The sequence below is a fragment of the Streptosporangium sp. NPDC087985 genome, from assembly GCF_044741965.1.
Classification (GTDB): domain Bacteria; phylum Actinomycetota; class Actinomycetes; order Streptosporangiales; family Streptosporangiaceae; genus Streptosporangium.
Genome location: NZ_JBIUTQ010000001.1, coordinates 1,020,721 through 1,037,993, shown reverse-complemented (window position 1 = coordinate 1,037,993; position 17,273 = coordinate 1,020,721). Strand labels below are relative to the sequence as shown.

The 17,273-nt window shown below is 68.9% G+C and carries 17 protein-coding genes and 1 pseudogene; 9 read left to right on the top strand and 9 right to left on the bottom strand.

From position 1 onward, the window contains the following. Positions 1–10: 10 nt before the first annotated feature. From ACIN94_RS05000 to ACIN94_RS04985, 4 genes are all read right to left on the bottom strand, one after another. Positions 11–1,270: a S8 family serine peptidase gene (locus ACIN94_RS05000; RefSeq protein WP_400699807.1), complete on the bottom strand. Its 1,260-nt coding sequence runs from the start codon at positions 1,268–1,270 to the stop codon at positions 11–13. Further along, positions 1,264–1,998, bottom strand: a complete 735-nt coding sequence (locus ACIN94_RS04995; RefSeq protein ID WP_400699805.1) for a hypothetical protein — start codon at positions 1,996–1,998, stop codon at positions 1,264–1,266. Before ACIN94_RS04995 ends, ACIN94_RS05000 begins: the two co-directional genes overlap by 7 nt. A gap of 180 nt (positions 1,999–2,178) precedes the next feature. After that, complete coding sequence (gene moeZ, locus ACIN94_RS04990; protein WP_400699802.1) at positions 2,179–3,360, bottom strand: adenylyltransferase/sulfurtransferase MoeZ; 1,182 nt, start codon at positions 3,358–3,360, stop codon at positions 2,179–2,181. A 77-nt stretch (positions 3,361–3,437) separates the two neighbouring features. Beyond that, complete coding sequence (locus ACIN94_RS04985) at positions 3,438–4,352, bottom strand: alpha/beta fold hydrolase (RefSeq protein ID WP_400699799.1); 915 nt, start codon at positions 4,350–4,352, stop codon at positions 3,438–3,440. 284 nt (positions 4,353–4,636) lie between these two features. Between ACIN94_RS04985 and ACIN94_RS04980 the strand changes: the two genes are divergently transcribed. From ACIN94_RS04980 to ACIN94_RS04965, 4 genes are all read left to right on the top strand, one after another. Continuing rightward, complete coding sequence (locus ACIN94_RS04980) at positions 4,637–5,020, top strand: hypothetical protein (RefSeq protein WP_400699796.1); 384 nt, start codon at positions 4,637–4,639, stop codon at positions 5,018–5,020. A gap of 669 nt (positions 5,021–5,689) precedes the next feature. Further along, positions 5,690–6,019 carry a hypothetical protein gene (locus tag ACIN94_RS04975; protein WP_400699793.1) on the top strand — a complete coding sequence of 110 codons (330 nt, stop codon included), beginning with the start codon at positions 5,690–5,692 and terminating at the stop codon, positions 6,017–6,019. Between the two features lie 539 nt (positions 6,020–6,558). Then, a complete protein-coding gene (locus ACIN94_RS04970) occupies positions 6,559–6,882 on the top strand; it encodes a hypothetical protein (protein WP_400699790.1) in 324 nt (107 codons plus the stop codon). 407 nt (positions 6,883–7,289) lie between these two features. Beyond that, positions 7,290–7,913 (top strand): hypothetical protein, encoded by a 624-nt coding sequence (locus ACIN94_RS04965; protein ID WP_400699787.1) that lies wholly within the window; start codon positions 7,290–7,292, stop codon positions 7,911–7,913. Between the two features lie 315 nt (positions 7,914–8,228). Here ACIN94_RS04965 and ACIN94_RS04960 read toward each other — a convergent pair whose 3' ends face one another. Then, positions 8,229–9,110: a Ku protein gene (locus ACIN94_RS04960; RefSeq protein ID WP_400699784.1), complete on the bottom strand. Its 882-nt coding sequence runs from the start codon at positions 9,108–9,110 to the stop codon at positions 8,229–8,231. A 196-nt stretch (positions 9,111–9,306) separates the two neighbouring features. Between ACIN94_RS04960 and ACIN94_RS04955 the strand changes: the two genes are divergently transcribed. The 3 genes from ACIN94_RS04955 to ACIN94_RS04945 all read left to right on the top strand — a co-directional run bounded on the left by ACIN94_RS04955 (position 9,307) and on the right by ACIN94_RS04945 (position 10,665). Further along, entirely contained in the window at positions 9,307–9,615 is a 309-nt protein-coding gene (locus ACIN94_RS04955) for a hypothetical protein (protein ID WP_400699781.1), read from the top strand. Positions 9,616–9,697: 82 nt separating this feature from the next. Next, complete coding sequence (locus ACIN94_RS04950; protein WP_400699778.1) at positions 9,698–10,327, top strand: TetR/AcrR family transcriptional regulator; 630 nt, start codon at positions 9,698–9,700, stop codon at positions 10,325–10,327. Positions 10,328–10,434: 107 nt separating this feature from the next. Further along, positions 10,435–10,665, top strand: coding sequence for a DUF3107 domain-containing protein (locus ACIN94_RS04945; RefSeq protein ID WP_400699775.1), 231 nt, complete (start codon positions 10,435–10,437; stop codon positions 10,663–10,665). A gap of 363 nt (positions 10,666–11,028) precedes the next feature. On the opposite strand, the gene ACIN94_RS04940 is transcribed toward ACIN94_RS04945, so the two are convergent. Then, complete coding sequence (locus tag ACIN94_RS04940; protein ID WP_400699772.1) at positions 11,029–11,679, bottom strand: ferritin-like fold-containing protein; 651 nt, start codon at positions 11,677–11,679, stop codon at positions 11,029–11,031. Positions 11,680–12,069: 390 nt separating this feature from the next. On the opposite strand from ACIN94_RS04940, the pseudogene ACIN94_RS04935 reads away from it, so the two are divergent. Then, positions 12,070–13,473: pseudogene (locus ACIN94_RS04935) on the top strand (DEAD/DEAH box helicase); the annotation flags it as partial. Between the two features lie 437 nt (positions 13,474–13,910). After that, positions 13,911–14,783, top strand: coding sequence for an alpha/beta fold hydrolase (locus tag ACIN94_RS04930; protein ID WP_400699769.1), 873 nt, complete (start codon positions 13,911–13,913; stop codon positions 14,781–14,783). A gap of 116 nt (positions 14,784–14,899) precedes the next feature. On the opposite strand, the gene ACIN94_RS04925 is transcribed toward ACIN94_RS04930, so the two are convergent. The 3 genes from ACIN94_RS04925 to ACIN94_RS04915 form a co-directional block, all read right to left on the bottom strand. Then, positions 14,900–15,757 carry a RecB family exonuclease gene (locus ACIN94_RS04925; protein WP_400699766.1) on the bottom strand — a complete coding sequence of 286 codons (858 nt, stop codon included), beginning with the start codon at positions 15,755–15,757 and terminating at the stop codon, positions 14,900–14,902. A 30-nt stretch (positions 15,758–15,787) separates the two neighbouring features. Beyond that, positions 15,788–16,504 (bottom strand): MBL fold metallo-hydrolase, encoded by a 717-nt coding sequence (locus ACIN94_RS04920; protein ID WP_400699764.1) that lies wholly within the window; start codon positions 16,502–16,504, stop codon positions 15,788–15,790. Positions 16,505–16,626: 122 nt separating this feature from the next. After that, on the bottom strand, positions 16,627–17,268 hold the full coding sequence (locus ACIN94_RS04915; protein WP_400699761.1) for a DUF6758 family protein: 642 nt from the start codon (positions 17,266–17,268) through the stop codon (positions 16,627–16,629). Positions 17,269–17,273 lie beyond the last annotated feature (5 nt).

Genomic DNA, 17,273 nt, shown 5'->3' with positions numbered 1-17,273 from the left:
GGCCGCCCGGTCAGGGGGCCGTGACCGGAGGCTCGGCCGTGGTCGCGGACCTGCCCCCGGACCCGTTCCCCGGACTGTCCCTGGACCGCCCCCGGCCGACGAGGACGACGATCCCGGTCAGGGACGCGAGCACGCCGAGTCCGGCGATCCCGGCCACTCCCCCGTACAGTGCGATCTTGTTCTGGTCCCGGTGGATCACCCGCACCGGCTCCGCCCCGCCACCCAGCGGGCGCGCGGGATCGTGACTGCCGGCCCCCTGGGCGGTGAAGGTGTGGCGGGAGATCCTGGCGGCCTCGGCGAGCGCCCGGGGGGCGTTGACCACGCCGAAGCCCATGCCGGTGTCGTAGCCTCCGGTCGGCTGCCGGATCGCCCCGGCGGTGAGCGCCTGCGCAACCAATCCAGGCGACATTTTTGGATATTTCGCTTTAATCAGTGCGGCAACGCCGGAGACCAGCGCGGTCGCCTGCGATGTCCCGCGGCCTACCCAGTACTCGTCGCCGGGTCCCGCGCCGAGGATGTCCACCCCGGGCGCGGCCACCAGGACCGAGGGGTTCCGGTTGGAGAACGAGGCCCTGCGTAACCCGCGGTCCACCGCGGCGACCGAGACCACCCCGGGGAAGGCCGCCGGGTAGGAGTAGGGGGCGTAGCCGGTGGAGTCGGGCTTACCCGCCCCGTCGTTACCCGCCGCCGCGACGAGCACGACCCCCCGGGAGATCGCATAGCGGATCGCCGCCCGCTCCTCCCTGGTCGCCAGCTCCTTGGAGATCGACATGTTGATCACGTCCGCGCCCTGGTCCACGGCGTACCTGATGCCTTCGGCCACCACGTTCTCGAACCGCGGGGCGGTGTTGAACTTCCGGAAGCCCGGTTCCTCGTCCTCCAGGATCACCCGCACCGACAGCACCCGTGCCCTGGGCGCGACGCCGATCACCCCGTCGGCCCTGCCGGGCCCGTGCCCGTGCCCGGCGATGAGCGACGCCATGTAGGTCCCGTGCAACCGCAGGGGGTCGGCTCCCGGCGGGTTGGCCCCCCTGGTGAAGTCCCTGCCCTCGGTCACCGAGCCCACCAGGTCGCGATGGTCCGGGTCCACCCCCGAGTCCAGCACCGCCACCGTCACGCCCCTGCCCTCGGAGATGCGCCAGGCGCCGGGCAGGTCAAGGGTCCGCAGGACCTGGCGCTGGCTGCCCCGGACGTCGTCGGCATGTGCGGCGGATGCGGACCCCAGCGCGATCAGGGCCAGCACCACGGCGACGCCGGCCTGTCTCAACATCGCCACTCCTCGGAGACGCAGTCGGGGCGCAGGGGCGTGGACAGGTCCGCGAGGATCCCGTCGGCGATGTCACCGGCGAAGGTGAACATGGTCGGCCGCTGCTCCCCCGCCGCTCTGCCGGGACGGCCGTCGGTCTGGCCGATCGTGGCCAGCACCACGTACGGCCCGGCCTGCCGTACCAGGCTGCTCTGCCGCCCCGCCGAGGTGAAGCGGTCGGCGACCGTGCCGGGGAAGGCCAGCGCCTTGAGGCCCGGGGAGGGACGGCCCGCCCTGGGCAGCGCCGCCTTGGCCGCGACCGCGTCCGTCTCCCCCGCGAAGGCCACCACGCCGACGGTGACGACGACGCCCTGGAGCGCGTCGATGTAGGTGGCGCGCAGGATGCTCCGGCAACCCGCCCGCCGCAGAACCTCCGTGAGCCTGGCGTCCACCCCCTTGTCGCAGCGGGTCTCCGGCGAGATTCCCACGCGGCGGGCCTTCTCCTCACCGCCCTGCTCGGCGGCATAGCCGACGGTCTCGGGGAAGATCCGCCCCGCGGGCCACGCCTGCCAGCGCAGGGCCATCTCGTCGGCGGTGGCACGCTCCAGCTCCGCCCGGCTGGGACCGCGGGTGAGCTCCGCCCCGGCGGTGCTCGAAGCCACCCAGGCCACCACCGCGCAGATCAGCGTCAGCGCGGACACCATGACCAGCGCCGGCCACAGAGGCCGCCACTGACCTGGGGCTCCGTTCACGCCCTCGACCTTAATGCGACAAGGCGGGTGTCATCTGCCGTTCCGTCTGGATCCGACGCATCGGGAAAAGGCCGCCCGGGGGAAATGTCCGCCCTTCCACTGGGACTCCACCCTCGAAACGGAGCGGCGCCCCGGGGAGCGGTGCTCCACCGGGGCGCCGGCCGTGGACGACGGGGAGATCTAGTAGGTCGGCAGGCTCGGGTCGACTGTCTTGACCCAGCTCAGCACGCCGCCACCCACGTGGACCGCGTCGGAGAAACCGGCGTTCTTGACGATCGCCAGGCACTCGGCGGACCGGGCGCCGGACTTGCAGTGGAGCACGATACGCCTGTCCTGCGGGAGCTTCTCCAGCGCGGAGCCGTTGAGGAACTCGCCCTTGGGGATGAGCACGGCACCCGGGATGGACACAATCTCGTACTCGTTCGGCTCACGGACGTCGATCACGTAGATGTTCTCGCCCTGGTCCTGCCAGGACTTGAGCTCGGCCGCGGTGATCGTGGAGCCGGAGGCGGCCTCCTGGGCCTCCTCGGAGACGGCGCCGCAGAACGCCTCGTAGTCGTCCAGCAGCTGGGTGACCGTGGGGTTCTTGCCGCAGAGCACGCACTCGGGGTCCTTGCGGACCTTGACCGAGCGGTAGTTCATCTCCAGGGCGTCGTAGATCATCAGACGGCCGACCAGCGGCTCCCCGATGCCGGTGAGAAGCTTGATGGCCTCGTTGACCTGGATGGAGCCGACCGACGCGCACAGCACGCCGAGCACGCCGCCCTCGGCGCAGGAGGGGACCATGCCGGGGGGCGGGGGCTCGGGGTAGAGGCAGCGGTAGCAGGGGCCGTGCTCGGCCCAGAACACGCTGGCCTGGCCGTCGAACCGGTAGATCGAGCCCCAGACGTACGGCTTGCCGAGGAGGACTGCGGCGTCGTTCACCATGTAGCGGGTGGCGAAGTTGTCGGTGCCGTCCACGATCAGGTCGTACCGGGAGAAGATCTCCATGACGTTGTCGGTGGTCAGCACCTCGTTGTGGACGACCACGTCCACCAGCGAGTTGATCTCCCGGACGCTGTCCGCGGCGCTCTCCGCCTTGGGGCGGCCGACGTCCGACTGACCGTGGATGACCTGACGCTGCAGGTTGGACTCGTCGACGACATCGAAGTCGATGATGCCGAGCGTGCCCACGCCCGCAGCCGCGAGGTACAGCAGCCCGGGCGAGCCCAGACCGCCGGCGCCCACACAGAGCACCTTGGCGTTCTTCAGGCGCTTCTGCCCGGCCATGCCTACGTCGGGAATGATCAGGTGGCGCGAGTAGCGGCGCACCTCGTCGACGGTCAGCTCGGCTGCCGGCTCTACCAGCGGTGGCAACGACACAGTTCTGCTCCCGTTTCAGGGGGTCCTGAGGTGCGTGCTGGGCACAGCACGCACCACTCACAACCTAACGCGGTGCCTCAGTCATTCCCAATCGAGACGGAGGCCGTCTCACCTATCAGACGCCGCGCCTCACGGGCCACCCTCTCGGGCATCTCCATCTGCGCCACGTGCCCGGCGTCGGGCAGCAGCAGCAGCCGTACCCGGGGGAACGTCCGCCCGGCCCGCGCGGCCATGCGCGGGTTGACGAGCCGGTCATGGCGGCCGTGGATGACGAGCGTGGGCGCGGTCACCTTGGCCGCCTGCCGCCACAGGTTCTCCTCGCCGCGCCTGAAGTACTCGGCGACCAGGCCCCGCGCCGAACCGACCAGTGCGGTCGCCGCGTACGGCAGGCCGTCCCTGCGGCGCAGTTCCTCGGTCGCCTCCCGGAGCCGCTCCGGGTGGAGCCGGCCGAGGTCGGCGTAGCACATGCCGAGCGTGACGTTGAGCCTGCGCTCGGCGGGCAGGGCACTCAACTGCGTCGCGGCCCACTCGCCCAGCCTCGGCACCGCGGACAGGGCCACCCGCGCCGGGCCGTACCGGGGGAACAGATCGGGCAGGGCCGGTGAGACGAGCGTGAGCGAGCGGACCAGGTCCGGACGGGTCGCGGCGACCCGGACGGAGACCGCGCCGCCCATGGAGTTGCCGAACAGGTGGACGGGGGCGTCGGCGACCCGTTCGACGAGGGCGCTGACGGCCCGGACGTAGGCGTCGATGGAGTAGTCGCCGTCGGAGGCCTCCGGCGAATATCCGGCTCCCGGCAGGTCGATCGCGTGACCGGCGACCACATCGGACAGTTCGCCCATCAGGTCGGTCCAGTTGGTCGCCGAGCCCGCGAGGCCGTGCACGTAGACGGCGGTCTCGCGGGGACCGGGCGGGGTCGACCTCACGTGAACCCGCTGCTCCCCCAGGCTGATCAGCCGGCCAGGCCAGCTCGGGATCGGCTCCGTACTCACGTTTCCTCCCTCGTTCGCCTCCGGTTCGACGATAGCCGCCCGCCGCGCAAGCTCATGCCAAAACACGACATTAAAGACATTTAGCAGCAAAGCAATTAATAAGAGTCTAACATTGTTGATAAAGAGATAACATGCGGGTAAAAGCCGCCAATCTCCGTTTGTCACCCAACGTGGGCGGAAATCAAGACTGCGAGGGGTGGACCTTTATGGACCATCCAGGGCATTTTCCAATCACTCCGGAAAATGTCAGTGAGGGCAACCGATCCTTTCAAGGGAGAAACGCAATGCCCATGTTCAAGAGCGTCTTCGCAGGACTCGCGATCAGCACGGTGATGGCCGGCGGAATCATCGGCCTCGGCGCGGCGACCACCGCGACCGCCGCCAACGCGGCCGTGGCCCAGACCGCCGTCGCCGGCTTCCAGACCTGCGGCGGCTGCGGCGGCGGCTGCGGCTGCAACCGTGATCGCCGCTTCGAGCGCAGGCACTTCAGGCTGAGGATCCACACCAACAACCGCAACCACAACGACGTCAGAGCCGACAACGACCAGGCGCAGGCCCAGCGCGAGTTCCAGTTCCAGCGCAGGAACGAGAGGAACGAGAACCGGCGCAACCAGGGCAACCAGGGGAACGCCGCCGCGGCCACGCCTCCCATCACCGGCGGGCTCTAGTCGCTCAACCGGGGTCGCGCTCCAGCCTGAGCGCGGCGCGTGGCCGAGACATCTGACCACGCGCGACCGGATCCACGGCCGTGATGAGCTCGGGCCCATGGCGGAGGGGCCGAGCGCCCGTATTCGCTGAGATTGCCGTTATCCACGGAAAGGCAGCGGCCACGGAGGGAATGCGGGCTCCTCGAAACAGGTTCGGCTACCCGGCGCTCAGCCGGTGGTGGCACCGGTCGTCCACGGCATTCCAGGTGGGGGCTCCGCGATTTTCGAAACGCGGAGCCCTCGATTCACGGAAGTCGCGTTTCACCGGCGGAAAATCCGTGCCGACCGGCCCCCGCACAGGAGATCATCTCCTCTTCGGGGCGTTCTCTCCGGCACGCTCGGCCGGTGTTCTTTCTCCCCCCATGTCCTTTCGGCGATTGTTCCTTACGGCTTCGACATCGGCAGGCGGCGCGGCCATAAGATCGGCCGTCGCCTCCTTTCTCGTGAGGACGATTCCCATGGTCGATAAATAGATAGCTGGCATCAAAGGCCAACGATCTCCGTTTATCGACCAGTGTGGACGGAAATCAAGAATCTCGGGGATGGCTCACTATTGACCATCCAGGACATTTTCCAGTCACTCTCGAAAATGTCAGTGCGGGCAACAAATCCTTTCAAGGAGGAAACGCAATGCCCATGTTCAAGAGCGTCTTCGCAGGACTCGCAATCAGCACGGTACTGGCCGGCGGAATCATCGGCCTCGGCGCGGCGACCACCACGACCGCCGCCAACGCGGCCGTGGCCCAGACCGCCGTCGCCGGCTTCCAGACCTGCGGCGGTTGCGGCGGCTGCGGCGGCTGCGGCCGCCGCGATTTCCGCCGCGAAAACCACCGTTTCAGGCTGCGGATCCACACCAACAACAACAACCGCAACTTCGTCAGGGGCAACAACGACGAGGCGCAGGCCCAGCGTCAGTTCGAGTTCAACCGCCGCAACCGGAACGCGAACGACGACGACTAGTCCGAACGCGCCACGTGGTCGAGACGTCTGACCACGCGCGACCGATTCACGGTCGCGACGAGCTCCGGCCCGGGGCGGAAGGGCCGGGCGCCCGCGTTCGCTGAGACCGCTGCCCTCGACAAGAAGACGGCGACCGCACAGGGAACACGGGCACCTCGAAACGGGCTCAAGAATCCGGAGCTCAACCGAGGACGACACTGATCGTCCACGGCACTCCGAGTGGGGCTCCGCGGCTTTCGAAGCGCGGAGCCTCCCTACTCCGCGGAAAGCGCATTTCTTCACCGACGACATTCACGCCGGACGGTGCGCTTTTCCTTACACGGGGAGCCTTCTCCTCCGCTGGGGCGGCCTACCTAAAAACAATCCTCACCATCGACAAAAATATGACCGAGATTAAAATCCATCAATCTCTGTTTATTGTCCGACATGGGAGGAAATCAAGTCTATGAGGATGGGCCGTCACGGACCATCCAGGACATTTTCCAGTCACTCTGGAAAATGCCAGTGCGGGCAACACATCCTTTCAAGGGGGAAACGCAATGCCCATGTTCAAGAGCGTCTTCGCAGGACTCGCAATCAGCACGGTACTGGCCGGCGGAATCGTCGGTCTCGGCGCGGCTACCACCGCGACCGCCGCCAACGCCGGCGTGGCCCCGACCGCCATCGGCATCCCGGCGTGGGGCGGCTGCGGCGGCTGCGGCGGCGGCTGCCGCCGCGATCACCGCCGCGAGCACTTCAGGCTGCGGATCCGCACCCACAACGACAACGAGAACATCGTCCGGGGCAGGAACGACCAGGCCCAGGCCGAGCGCCAGTTCCAGTTCGATCGGGAGCGCAGGAACAACAGGAACGAAGAGGACTAGTCCGAGCGCGGTACATGACCGAGGCGTCTGACCACGCACGGCCGGATTCACGGCCGTGACGAGCTCCGGCCCAGGGCGGAAGGGCCAAGTGCCCGTGTTCGCCGAGACCGCCGTCCTCCACAGGGAGACGGCGACCACGCAGGGAACACGGGCACCTCGGAACGAGCCGAAAAACCAGGAAACAGCCGAGGATGAAATTTATTGTCCACGGCGTTCCGGACGGGGGCTCCGCGGCTTTCGAAGCGCGGAGCCCCCGCTCCATGACAAGCGCATTTCCAGCCGAGGTATTCATATCGGATGGCCCCCTTTTCCTTTACGGGAAGCCCTCCCCCCTTCCGCGCCACTCTTTCCGGCAGGCCCGGTCGGCGCCTCCCTCTCCCCGCGCCCTTTCGCCGCGCACTTTCCTGGTGGTCTCCACACCGGCGCGCAGCGTGGCCATCCGATCGACAGGCGCCCCCTACCGGCGGGACACCTCCCTAAAGGCGATCTTCGATGTCAATCGAAAACCACGATCGAGATTAAAGGTCATCAATCTCCGTTTATTGTCCGATATGAGCGGAAATCAATATCGTGATGGATGGGCCACCATGGACCATCTTGTGCATTTTCCGTCGTTTTTGCGAAAATGCCAACGAGGCGACACGTTTTTCAAGGGGGAAAACACAATGCTCAAGCTCAAGAGCGTCTTCGCGGGACTCGCAGTCAGCACGGCGATGGCCGGCGGAATCGTCGGCCTCGGCGCGGCGACCACCGCGACCGCCGCCAACGCCGGCGTGGCCCCGACCGCCGTCGGTTTCTCGGCGTGGGGCGGCTGCGGCGGCGGCTGCGGGCGGCGGTGTGGCGGCGGCTGCGGCGGCTGGGGCGGCCGCCGTGAACACCATCGCATCAGGGTGCGGATCGTCAACAACAACCGCAACACCAACATCGTCAGCGGCGGCAACAGCAACGGCCAGTCGCAGCGCAACCGTCAGTTCCTGTTCGACGACCGTGAGGACGGCGCCGAGCGTGCCGCACTCGCTGAAGGCTTCTGATCTTCCAGCCGGGTCGCACCCTGACCTGAGCACGGTAGGTGGTCGAGACGTCCGGCCGCACGTGAGCGGACCACGGTCATGACGAGCTCCGGCCCATAGGCGGAAAAGGGCCGGGCGCCCGTATCCACCGGCAACCGCCGCCCTCCACGAGAAGGCGACGGCCCAGCGGGAAACGCGGGCACCTCGAAACATGCGCACGACCCGCGTCTCAGTCAAGGTGACATCGGTTACCAACCGCATTACGGGTGAGGGCTCCACGGCTTCTCGAAGCGTGGAGCCCTCATTCCATGGGAAACCGGCCCCTCCGACCGGCGCTCATGCCGGACCGCGCGATTTTCCTCTGCGGGAAACCGTCTTCTCCTCGGCACCCTGATCATCCACGGACTCGGCCGGCGCCTTCTCCCCGGCCGGCGTTCTTCCGCCGCTCCCTTTCTTGGCCGCCTCGACACTGGCACGCAGCGCGGCCATCAGATCGGCCGGCGGCCCCTCCTGGACCGGAGCCTCGGCGCGGACGACCTCCCTACCGGTGATCTTCGCCTCGATGACCTCGTGGAGCGCCTCCCGGTAGGCGTCCCTGTACGCCGAGGGGTCGAAGTCCGCGACCATCATCTCGATCAGCGACTCCGCCATCCTCACTTCCTGGGGCCGGACGTCGACGCCCTCCTCCAGAAACGCGAAGTCCACCGGACGCACCTCGTCCGGCCAGAGCATGGTCTCCAGCAGGAACACCCCGTCCCTGACCCGGAGCGTCCCGAGCGACTCACGCTGCCGCAGCGCCACCTTGACGATCGCCACCAGGCCGGACCGCTCCAGCGTGTCACGGAGCAGCACGTACGGCTTGACCCCGACGGCGTCCGGCTCAAGGTAGTAGGCCTTGTCGAGCATGATCGGATCGATCTGGTCCGCCGGAGTGAACTGGAGCACCTCGATCCTGCGCGAGGTGGACAGCGGCAGGTCCTCGAAGTCGTCGTCGGCGAGCACGACCAGGTCGCCGGCCGGGAGTCCGTAGCCCTTGGCCACGTCGGCGAACGGGACCTCGTCCCCGCACACCTGGCAGACCCGGCGGAATCTGATCCGGCCGGCGTCCTCCCTGTGCACAAGGTGGAAGGCGACGTCGCGGCGCTCCGTCGCACTGAACAGCCTGACCGGGATCGTGATCATCCCGAACGAGACCGTGCCTCTCCAGATGCTCCGCATGTCGTCTCCCTGTCCTGGAGCTTCCCCTCAATTTTCGCACGTATGTTCGGAAATCATGTCAAGCCGGATACAAACCCTCACCAACAGGGCAGGTACCCGTCATGGCAGATCCGATGCCATGCCTTTCTCAGCAGGCGGGATCGGACGCCGTACGCTTGGCGATGTCCGGTGTTCGCAGGAGAACGAAGCAGAGCGGATGTCAGAGATGGATGTGCGCGACGACAACCTGCACGACGGAGAGCACGGAGACGCCCTCCCCGAGGAGATCGGGATCGAGACGACCGAGGCCGACGCGGCCGAACAGCACCGCCCGGTGCGCGAGAACATTCCCGACCAGCCCGAGGAGACCTCGGCCGAGACACCGGAGGCCGACGCGGCCGAACAGCACCGTCCGGTGGAGGAGGAGGGCCCGGAATGGCCCGACCACATTCCGCTTGAGGCCGATCCCGCGGACACCGCCGAGCAGAGCCGTACGGTGGAGATCGACGAGGACGACTACCGCTGAGCCGGATCACGCATATCGCTGACCTGGGTTACCCGCGCGTAGGATGATTTACGACAGCAGAAGTACCCGCGAGGAGAACGCCGTGACCGCTACCCCGGACGCCAAGCCCCGGGGCACCCGGCTGCCCCGGATCGCCCGTCGCCGTCAGCTGCTCAGCGCGGCGCAGGAAGTCTTCGTGGAGAACGGTTACCACGCGGCGGCGATGGACGACATCGCCGAACGTGCCGGGGTGAGCAAGCCGGTGCTCTACCAGCACTTCCCCGGCAAGCAGGAGCTCTACATCGCCCTGCTCGACCTGCACGTGGACGACATGATCGCCCGCTGCCGTGACGCCCTCGCCTCCACCACGGACAACAAGCAGCGTGTCCAGGCCGCGATCGGCGCCTTCTTCGACTTCGTCTCCGGTCAGGGTGAGGCGTTCCGCCTGGTCTTCGAGTCCGACCTGCGCAACGTCGCACCGGTCCGCCAGCGGATCGAGCGCAATCTCCGCGAGAGCGCCGAGATGATCAGCCAGGTCATCCAGGAGGACACCGGCTGCTCAAGCGACGAGGCCCGTCTGCTGGGCGTCGGCCTGGTCGGCATGGCCGAGGTCAGCGCCCGCTACTGGATCAGCAGCAACGGCTCCATTCCCAAGGACGCCGCCACCCAGCTCATAGCCCGGCTGTCCTGGCGCGGTATCTCGGGCTTCCCCCGCACGACCGCCGACCACTGACGCCCCTGCTTCCGTGACACGCCTGTTCGCTTGACGCGATCAACCGGCGCGTCGCGCGCCCGATAGCGCGACCATGGGACGAGCAGCCCTCGTCGAAAGGGAGCACTATGGAAATCAAAATCGGCGTGCGTTCCGTGCACCGTGAGCTCGTGGTGGAGACCGACCTCTCGGCCGAACAGGTCGAGGAGGAGCTCAACAAGGCGGCCGCCATGGACCACGGCGTCTTCGGCATCACCGACATCAAGGGCCGCAGGGTCCTCGTCCCCCTCTCGTCACTCGGTTTCGTCGAGATCGGCGAGGAGGAGGCCCGGGCCGTCGGCTTCGGCGGCACCCTCTAGAAACATCCCGTACGGCTCGCGCCGGGTCGGCGTTCCCCCGTCGGCCATGGCGCGGGCCGGCACGGCTCAGCCGCCGGAGCACCCGTCCCGGCCGCCCAGCCCGCAGCCGTGCGGGCGGCGGGCCCGGTGAACGCGATGCCGCCCCAGGCTGATGGCCGGACAGTCCGCTCCGCCCCTGCGCAACACAGCGCGCGAGCTCCAGGGGTTCGGCCCACATCTCGTCAAGGAACTGCCGTAGCGGCGCGAGGCCCTCATGTCTCGCACGCTACAACCGTTGGGTACCTTCACGCTGCTCGATCCGGAGACCCGTATCCTCCCGGCGTCCCTCCAAGGCGCGCGCCACCGGGGAGCAAGCCAGGCCCCTCAGGGCTTCGGGGTCAGTCCCATCGCGGCCATCCGCCTGCCGTGCGCCTCGGTCAGCCGGGCGAACATCCGGGTGATGTCCTCTCCCGCCGCCTCCGCCAGGAGCCTCGCGAGTTCGGGCCGGGCCGCAGCCACGTGCTGGCCCTGGCTCAGTGCCTCCCCCACCATCCGTCTGGCCCACAGCGCCAGCCGCCCGCCCTGCGCGGGGTCCTCCTTGAGGGCCGCGCTCACCCGTTCCACGGCGAACTGCGACCGTCCCTCGTCCGCGAGCACCTCTTCGACGAGCCGCCGCGTCTCGGCGTCCACGCGGGCGGCCGCCTCACGGTAGAAGTCGAGCGCGATCCCGGTGCCGACGTATGCCTTGACCAGGACCTCCAGCCAGTCTCCCGGCGTGGTCTGGGTGTGCCAGCCGTCCAGCGGCCCGACGAACGGAGCCATCGCCTCCTCCGGGTCCACCCCGAGTGAGGTGAGCCGGTCGTGGAGCAGCCGGAAGTGGGCGTATTCGGTGGCGGCCAGGTCGCCGAGCGCCGCCCTGTCGCCCAGTGACGGGGCATGCCGGGTGGCGTCTTCGGCAAGGCGCAGGAAGGCGGTCAGCTCGGCGTAGGCAAGGACACCGAGCAGGTCGGCGACGCCGGCGGGAGAGTCACTCATGCGGGCAGCCTACGAGCTGGTTCATGAAGGCATCTTACGAGTCGACTCGCCCGGCAATTGAGCAGGAATATCAAGAAATCGGTTCCGCGTTGTGGTATCGAGTACACTGCTCTGAGAAAGTGCGACCGCACTGTGTTAATCCGGGAGATCTGCTCCTGGACGCCCCCGAAGTCGGCGTGACGCCGCAGCGGTCGCTGATGACATGAGAGGGCTGGCCCTTCCGCGAGGACCCGGCACGGGGAAACTTTCTGCCCGTGGTCCCGGCAGGACTGCCTTCAACGGAGATTTAGGCAGGCCAAGCTGACGACGTTCCGAGACCTCGGAGTAACACCGGAGATCGCCGACGCCCTCGAGACCGAGGGCATCATCGAGCCGTTCCCGATTCAGGAAATGGCACTCCCCCTGGCCCTCAACGGCCAGGACATCATCGGCCAGGCGCGCACCGGCACCGGCAAGACCTACGCCTTCGGCGTGGCGATGCTGCAGCGTGTCGGAAAGCCCAGGAAGAACCGTAAGAAGCCCCGCGGGCTGGTCGTCGTACCGACCCGCGAGCTGGCCGTACAGGTCACCGAAGATCTGGTGACGGCCGCCGGCAAGCTCGGCTCGCGGATTCTCACCGTGTACGGCGGGCGCGCCTACGAACCTCAGATCGAGGCGCTCAAGCAGGGGGTCGACGTGATCGTCGGCACCCCGGGGCGCCTCCTCGACCTGGTCAAGCAGAAGCACCTCGACCTCGGCCAGATCGGCGTGCTCGTCCTCGATGAGGCCGACCGCATGCTCGACCTGGGCTTCCTGCCCGACATCGAGCGCATCATCAAGCTCATCCCGGATGAGCGGCAGACGATGCTGTTCTCGGCGACTCTGCCGGGCGAGATCGTCGCCCTGTCCCGTCGCTACCTCACCCGTCCCACCCACGTACGGGCCGAGAACAACGACGCCGAGGCCGAGGCGACGCCGCAGACGACCCAGTTCGTCTGGCGGGCGCACCGGATGGACAAGATCGAGATCGTGGGCCGCCTGCTCCAGTGCGAGGGGCGCGGGCTCACGATGATCTTCTGTGAGACCAAGCGTGCCTGCGACATGGTCGTCGAACAGCTCAAGGAGCGCGGCTTCGCCGCCGCGGCCGTCCACGGGGACCTGGGTCAGGGCCAGCGCGAGCAGGCTCTGCGGGCCTTCCGCAACGGCAAGATCGACGTCCTGGTCGCGACCGACGTCGCGGCGCGCGGTATCGACGTCGACGACGTCACGCACGTGGTCAACTACGACTGCCCGCAGGACGAGAAAGCCTACGTGCACCGGATCGGCCGCACCGGCCGGGCAGGCAAGACCGGCGTCGCAGTGACCTTCGTGGAGTGGGAGGACCTCACCCGCTGGAAGGTCATCAACAACGCGCTGTCGCTCGACTTCGCCGAGCCGGTCGAGACCTACTCGACCTCCCCGCACGTCTTCAGCGACCTGGGCATCCCCGCGGGCACCAAGGGCGTGCTGCCGCGCGCCAACCGGTCCCGGGCGGGCCTGGCGGCCGAAGAGGTCGAGGACCTCGGCGAGACCGGCCGGGCCCGCTCCCGCGGTCCCCGCAGGGGACGCGAGGAGGAGCGGGAGGAGCGCCGTGAGCGCCCCGCCCGCACCCGGGAGCGCCGCCGCACCCGCGGGGGCCAGTCGGACGCGGTCGAGACCGAGGTCGTCCAGAGCCCGATCGCCGAGGTGGGGGTGGACGTGACGTCCCATGACGACCGGCCCGCCGAGACCACGCCCCGCCGGAGCAGGACCCGCAAGGCCGGCCTCAACCCCGAGGTGAGCCTCGCCGAGGGGGCCGGAGCTCCGGCCCGCAAGGAGCCCGTGGTGGAGCAGGACGAGCTGCCGCACCACAGGCACGAGCCGGTGACCGAGATCGCGCAGTGGGAGGACGAGGCCGTGGACCGCTGGAACGACGAGCCCGTGACCGAACCCGCCCCCCGGCCGCAGCCAGAGAAGATCATCCCGGCGAGCCCGTTCGCGGTGATCTTCCAGTCGCCGGACCTGGCGACGGACGACGACGAGATCGCCCCCTCGGCGGCCTCGGAGCGGGCTCAGAGCCGCCGTCGCCCGCCGAGCAGGGGCCAGCAGCGGGGCGCACGCCGCCCGATCTAGCAGTACCAACGGAAAAGGGGCGCGACCATGCCGGTGGCGCCCCTTTCCCATGTCATGAGACGCACAGAGCCATGTCACCAAGAGAGGTATCGTGGGGCCACGTGAGTACGCCGCGATTTCTGACCATGCCTCCTGGCGTCCGATCCCGTCAGGTCGACACGACGGTGGGCTCCTTCGCCGTGCTGGAGGCCCTGCCGGTCAGCGGCGTCCCGGAACGCTGGCCCGCCCTGCTGGTCCCCGGACTCACGGGCAGCAAGGAGGACTTCATCGCGGTCCTGCAGACGCTCGCCCAGTCGGGGCGCCGGGTCATCGCGGTCGACATGCGCGGGCAGTTCGAGACGGACGGTCCTGAGGACCCCCGCGCCTACACCTGCGCGGCGCTCGGCAACGACATCGACGTCCTCGCGCAGACGATCGGCGGAGGTGAGCCCCTCCACCTGGTCGGACACTCCTTCGGCGGCCTGGTCACCCGGGAGGCGGTCATCGACGGCCGCACCAAGTTCGCCTCCTACACGCTGATGAGCTCGGGTCCCGCCGCGATCGTCGGCGTACGCGAGCGCGCGTGCCGGATCATGCTCGCGGAGCTTCCCGAGTCCGGCCCGGACCACCTGTGGCACACCCGGATGGAACCGGAGGCCCTGGCCGCGGGGGTGCCGGACGACATCATCGCGTTCCTGCGCAAGCGGCTGCTCGCCAACTCCCCGACCGGCATGGTCGCGATGACCCGGGAAGTGCTCTCCGCGCCGGACCGCTGCGACGAGCTCACCCAGATCGAGGTCCCCACCCTGGTCCTGTACGGCGAGCACGACGACGGCTGGCCACCGCGGACGCAGTCCGAGATGGCCGATCAGCTGAACGCCGAATGTGTGGTCGTCCCCGGCGCCTGCCACTCCCCCGCGGTGGAGGCCCCGGAGACGACGGCGGCCGCGCTCACCCGGTTCTGGAACGCGGCGGAGACACGGTCGCCGGGCTGAGGGCCTCCAGACCGGAGAGGGCGTGCCTCATCCAAGGCACGCGCCCCGGCCGCTGAGCCTCGCTGCCGGCCGGTGGACCGGATCCCGCCGGGAGGCGCTCACCTCCATCCTCACCGTCAGTCGGCGAGACCGTCCCAGGGCCGGCGATCGTCCGAGGCGGCCTGGCCTTCCGGGCAGTGCCTGCGGAAGTCGCACCAGGAGCAGAGCGGGCCGGTCCTGGGCGGGAAGAGCGCATCGATGTCCCGGGGGACCTCCGGCGGGGTGCGGTCCGCCCTCCTGCCGCGTGCCGTACCGGACCAGGCCCGGTAGCGGCCTTCTGCCTCGGAGGCCTCGGTCGCGATCTCCTCGGCCCGGTTCAGATGCCGGCCCAGGGACTCGTCGGTGTGCTCCCACTCCGCGATCGAACCGGTCGGCAGATGGTGGAGCTCGACCCGGTGACACGGGCGGTGCAGCATCCGGGAGGAGGCGATGGCGTAGACGGCCAGCGCGAGCGAGGAGCGGGCGTCGTCCGCGGTGAGGGGCCGGCGGCCGGTCTTGTAGTCGACCACGACCAGTTCCTCACCCCGCCGGTCGAGCCGGTCGACACGGCCGGAGACGGCGATGACGGAGGTCTTGGTGGCCACGGTCCGCTCGACGCCGACCGGCTCGTCGGAGGGGTCGAGCCCGGCGACGTATCCGGCGGCCATCTCGCAGGCCCGGTCACGCCAGGCAGCCGACTGCTCGGCGTCGCGGAACCCCTCGTTGATCCACCCGCTGGTGACCAGGATGGCCGCCGTCGCCGGTGTCCGCCGCGCGTAGGGCTCGCGCCACCAGCCGGCCAGGGCGTTGTGCACGCTGGCCCCGACGCTGTTGTGCGCCCAGGGCGGCCCCTTCTGCGGCGACGGCCGGTCCAGGTAGGTGAACCGGTGACGCCGGGGGCATTCCAGCCAGGTGTTCAGCCGCGACGGCGTACAGGAGTACAGCCGCCGCGGCATCCCCTCAAAGGGAAGCTGGTCCACGGAGGACTACTCGTCGAGGAGTTTCAGGTTGATCTTGGCCGCCCGCGTCCCGTCGCTCAGCGGGATCTCGGTCTTCTCGGTCACCTCGCCGCGGGTCAGCGAGCCGGACAGCCATGCGTCGAACTGCGGCTCCAGGGCGCCGATGGTGGTCTCCTCACCGTGCGCGGGCAGCACGCGGGTGCTGTGGCGCAGGGTGAACAGCCTGCCGCCGATCGCGGTGAGCTGGTCGGCCAGCGCGGGATAGTCCCCGCCGAGCTTGCCGGGCCCGTCGGCCTGCAGGGACTTGCCGGTGAAGACCGCGTCAAGTGCCTCGCAGTACAGCGAGACGCCGCCCTGGGAGACGCCGGGGGTGGACATGACCTCCAGCTCGACGTCGGCGACGCCGAACATTCCCTCGTCCTCCATGTCGATGTCCGGCCAGGTGTCCGGCCAGGTCAGCCGCCACAGTGGCCGGTCCTTGGGGTTGAGGGCGACCACGGCCTCGTCCCGCGCCGCCACCTCGATGGCCGCGCCCACGTGGTCGGGCAGACCATGGGTGCAGATGACGGCCAGCACCTCCCGCTCGCCGACCTTCTCCAGGATCTTCTCCGCGTCCCGCGCGGGGTCGATGACGATGACCTCCTCATCGTCACCCACGATCCAGGTGTTGTTCTCGACCTTGTGCTCGGCACCGTCGACGTCGACGAGGCCCTCGGTCACCACTCGTTCGATACGCGCTGTCACGCTTCCGAACTTTACTGCCTCGCTCCACCCCGCGGCTCGGGCGTGGGTAACGGATAGCCCTCCTATTCTCCCTATTCGCCCGACTATTCACCTTTCATTGCCTGACACGGCCTACCGGCGCCTCAGATCTCCTCGCCGCCCAGGCGCGGGGAGAACGCGCCGAAGGGCAGGTCGAGAGCCTGGTCCTGATCCCGCAGGTCACGCAGGGAGAGCTCGTTCAGGGTGATCAGGTAGCCCGCCTCGGCGGGCCAGACGACCACCCACAGCCAGTTGCCCAGGGCCTCGCCCAGGTAGACCGCCCGGTCCGGAGCGGCGTCGACGCACCACAGCGCGGCCGGATGGCCTCTGGCGTGGATCTTGGCGTGTGACGGACCCTCGTCGAACCCGGCGCCCGGGTCGGTGCCCTCCAGCCCGGCGAACCCCGCTCCCAGGCCCACACCGGGCTCCTCGGCGATGATCAGCATGTCGGCCGGCCCGTGGGTCAGCGAGGGACCGGAGACCGCGACCACGGTGGCCCTGATGCCGCTGCGCTCGTCACCCGCCTCGGCCAGCCCGGTGACCAGCCAGCCCTGGGGCAGGGGCCACGGCAACCAGACGGGGACAAGGGCGTCGCGGCTGATCGCTTCCACGGCGGTGACGGAGGGGCGTATCGGCGGCTGCAGTGGCAGGACGTCACCGTGCGGACCACATCGCCAGGCGCTTGACCAAGCGCTCGGCGGGCGGAGCGGGCCGAAACACCGCGGGCAGATAGGCGCGGCTCTCACGCCTA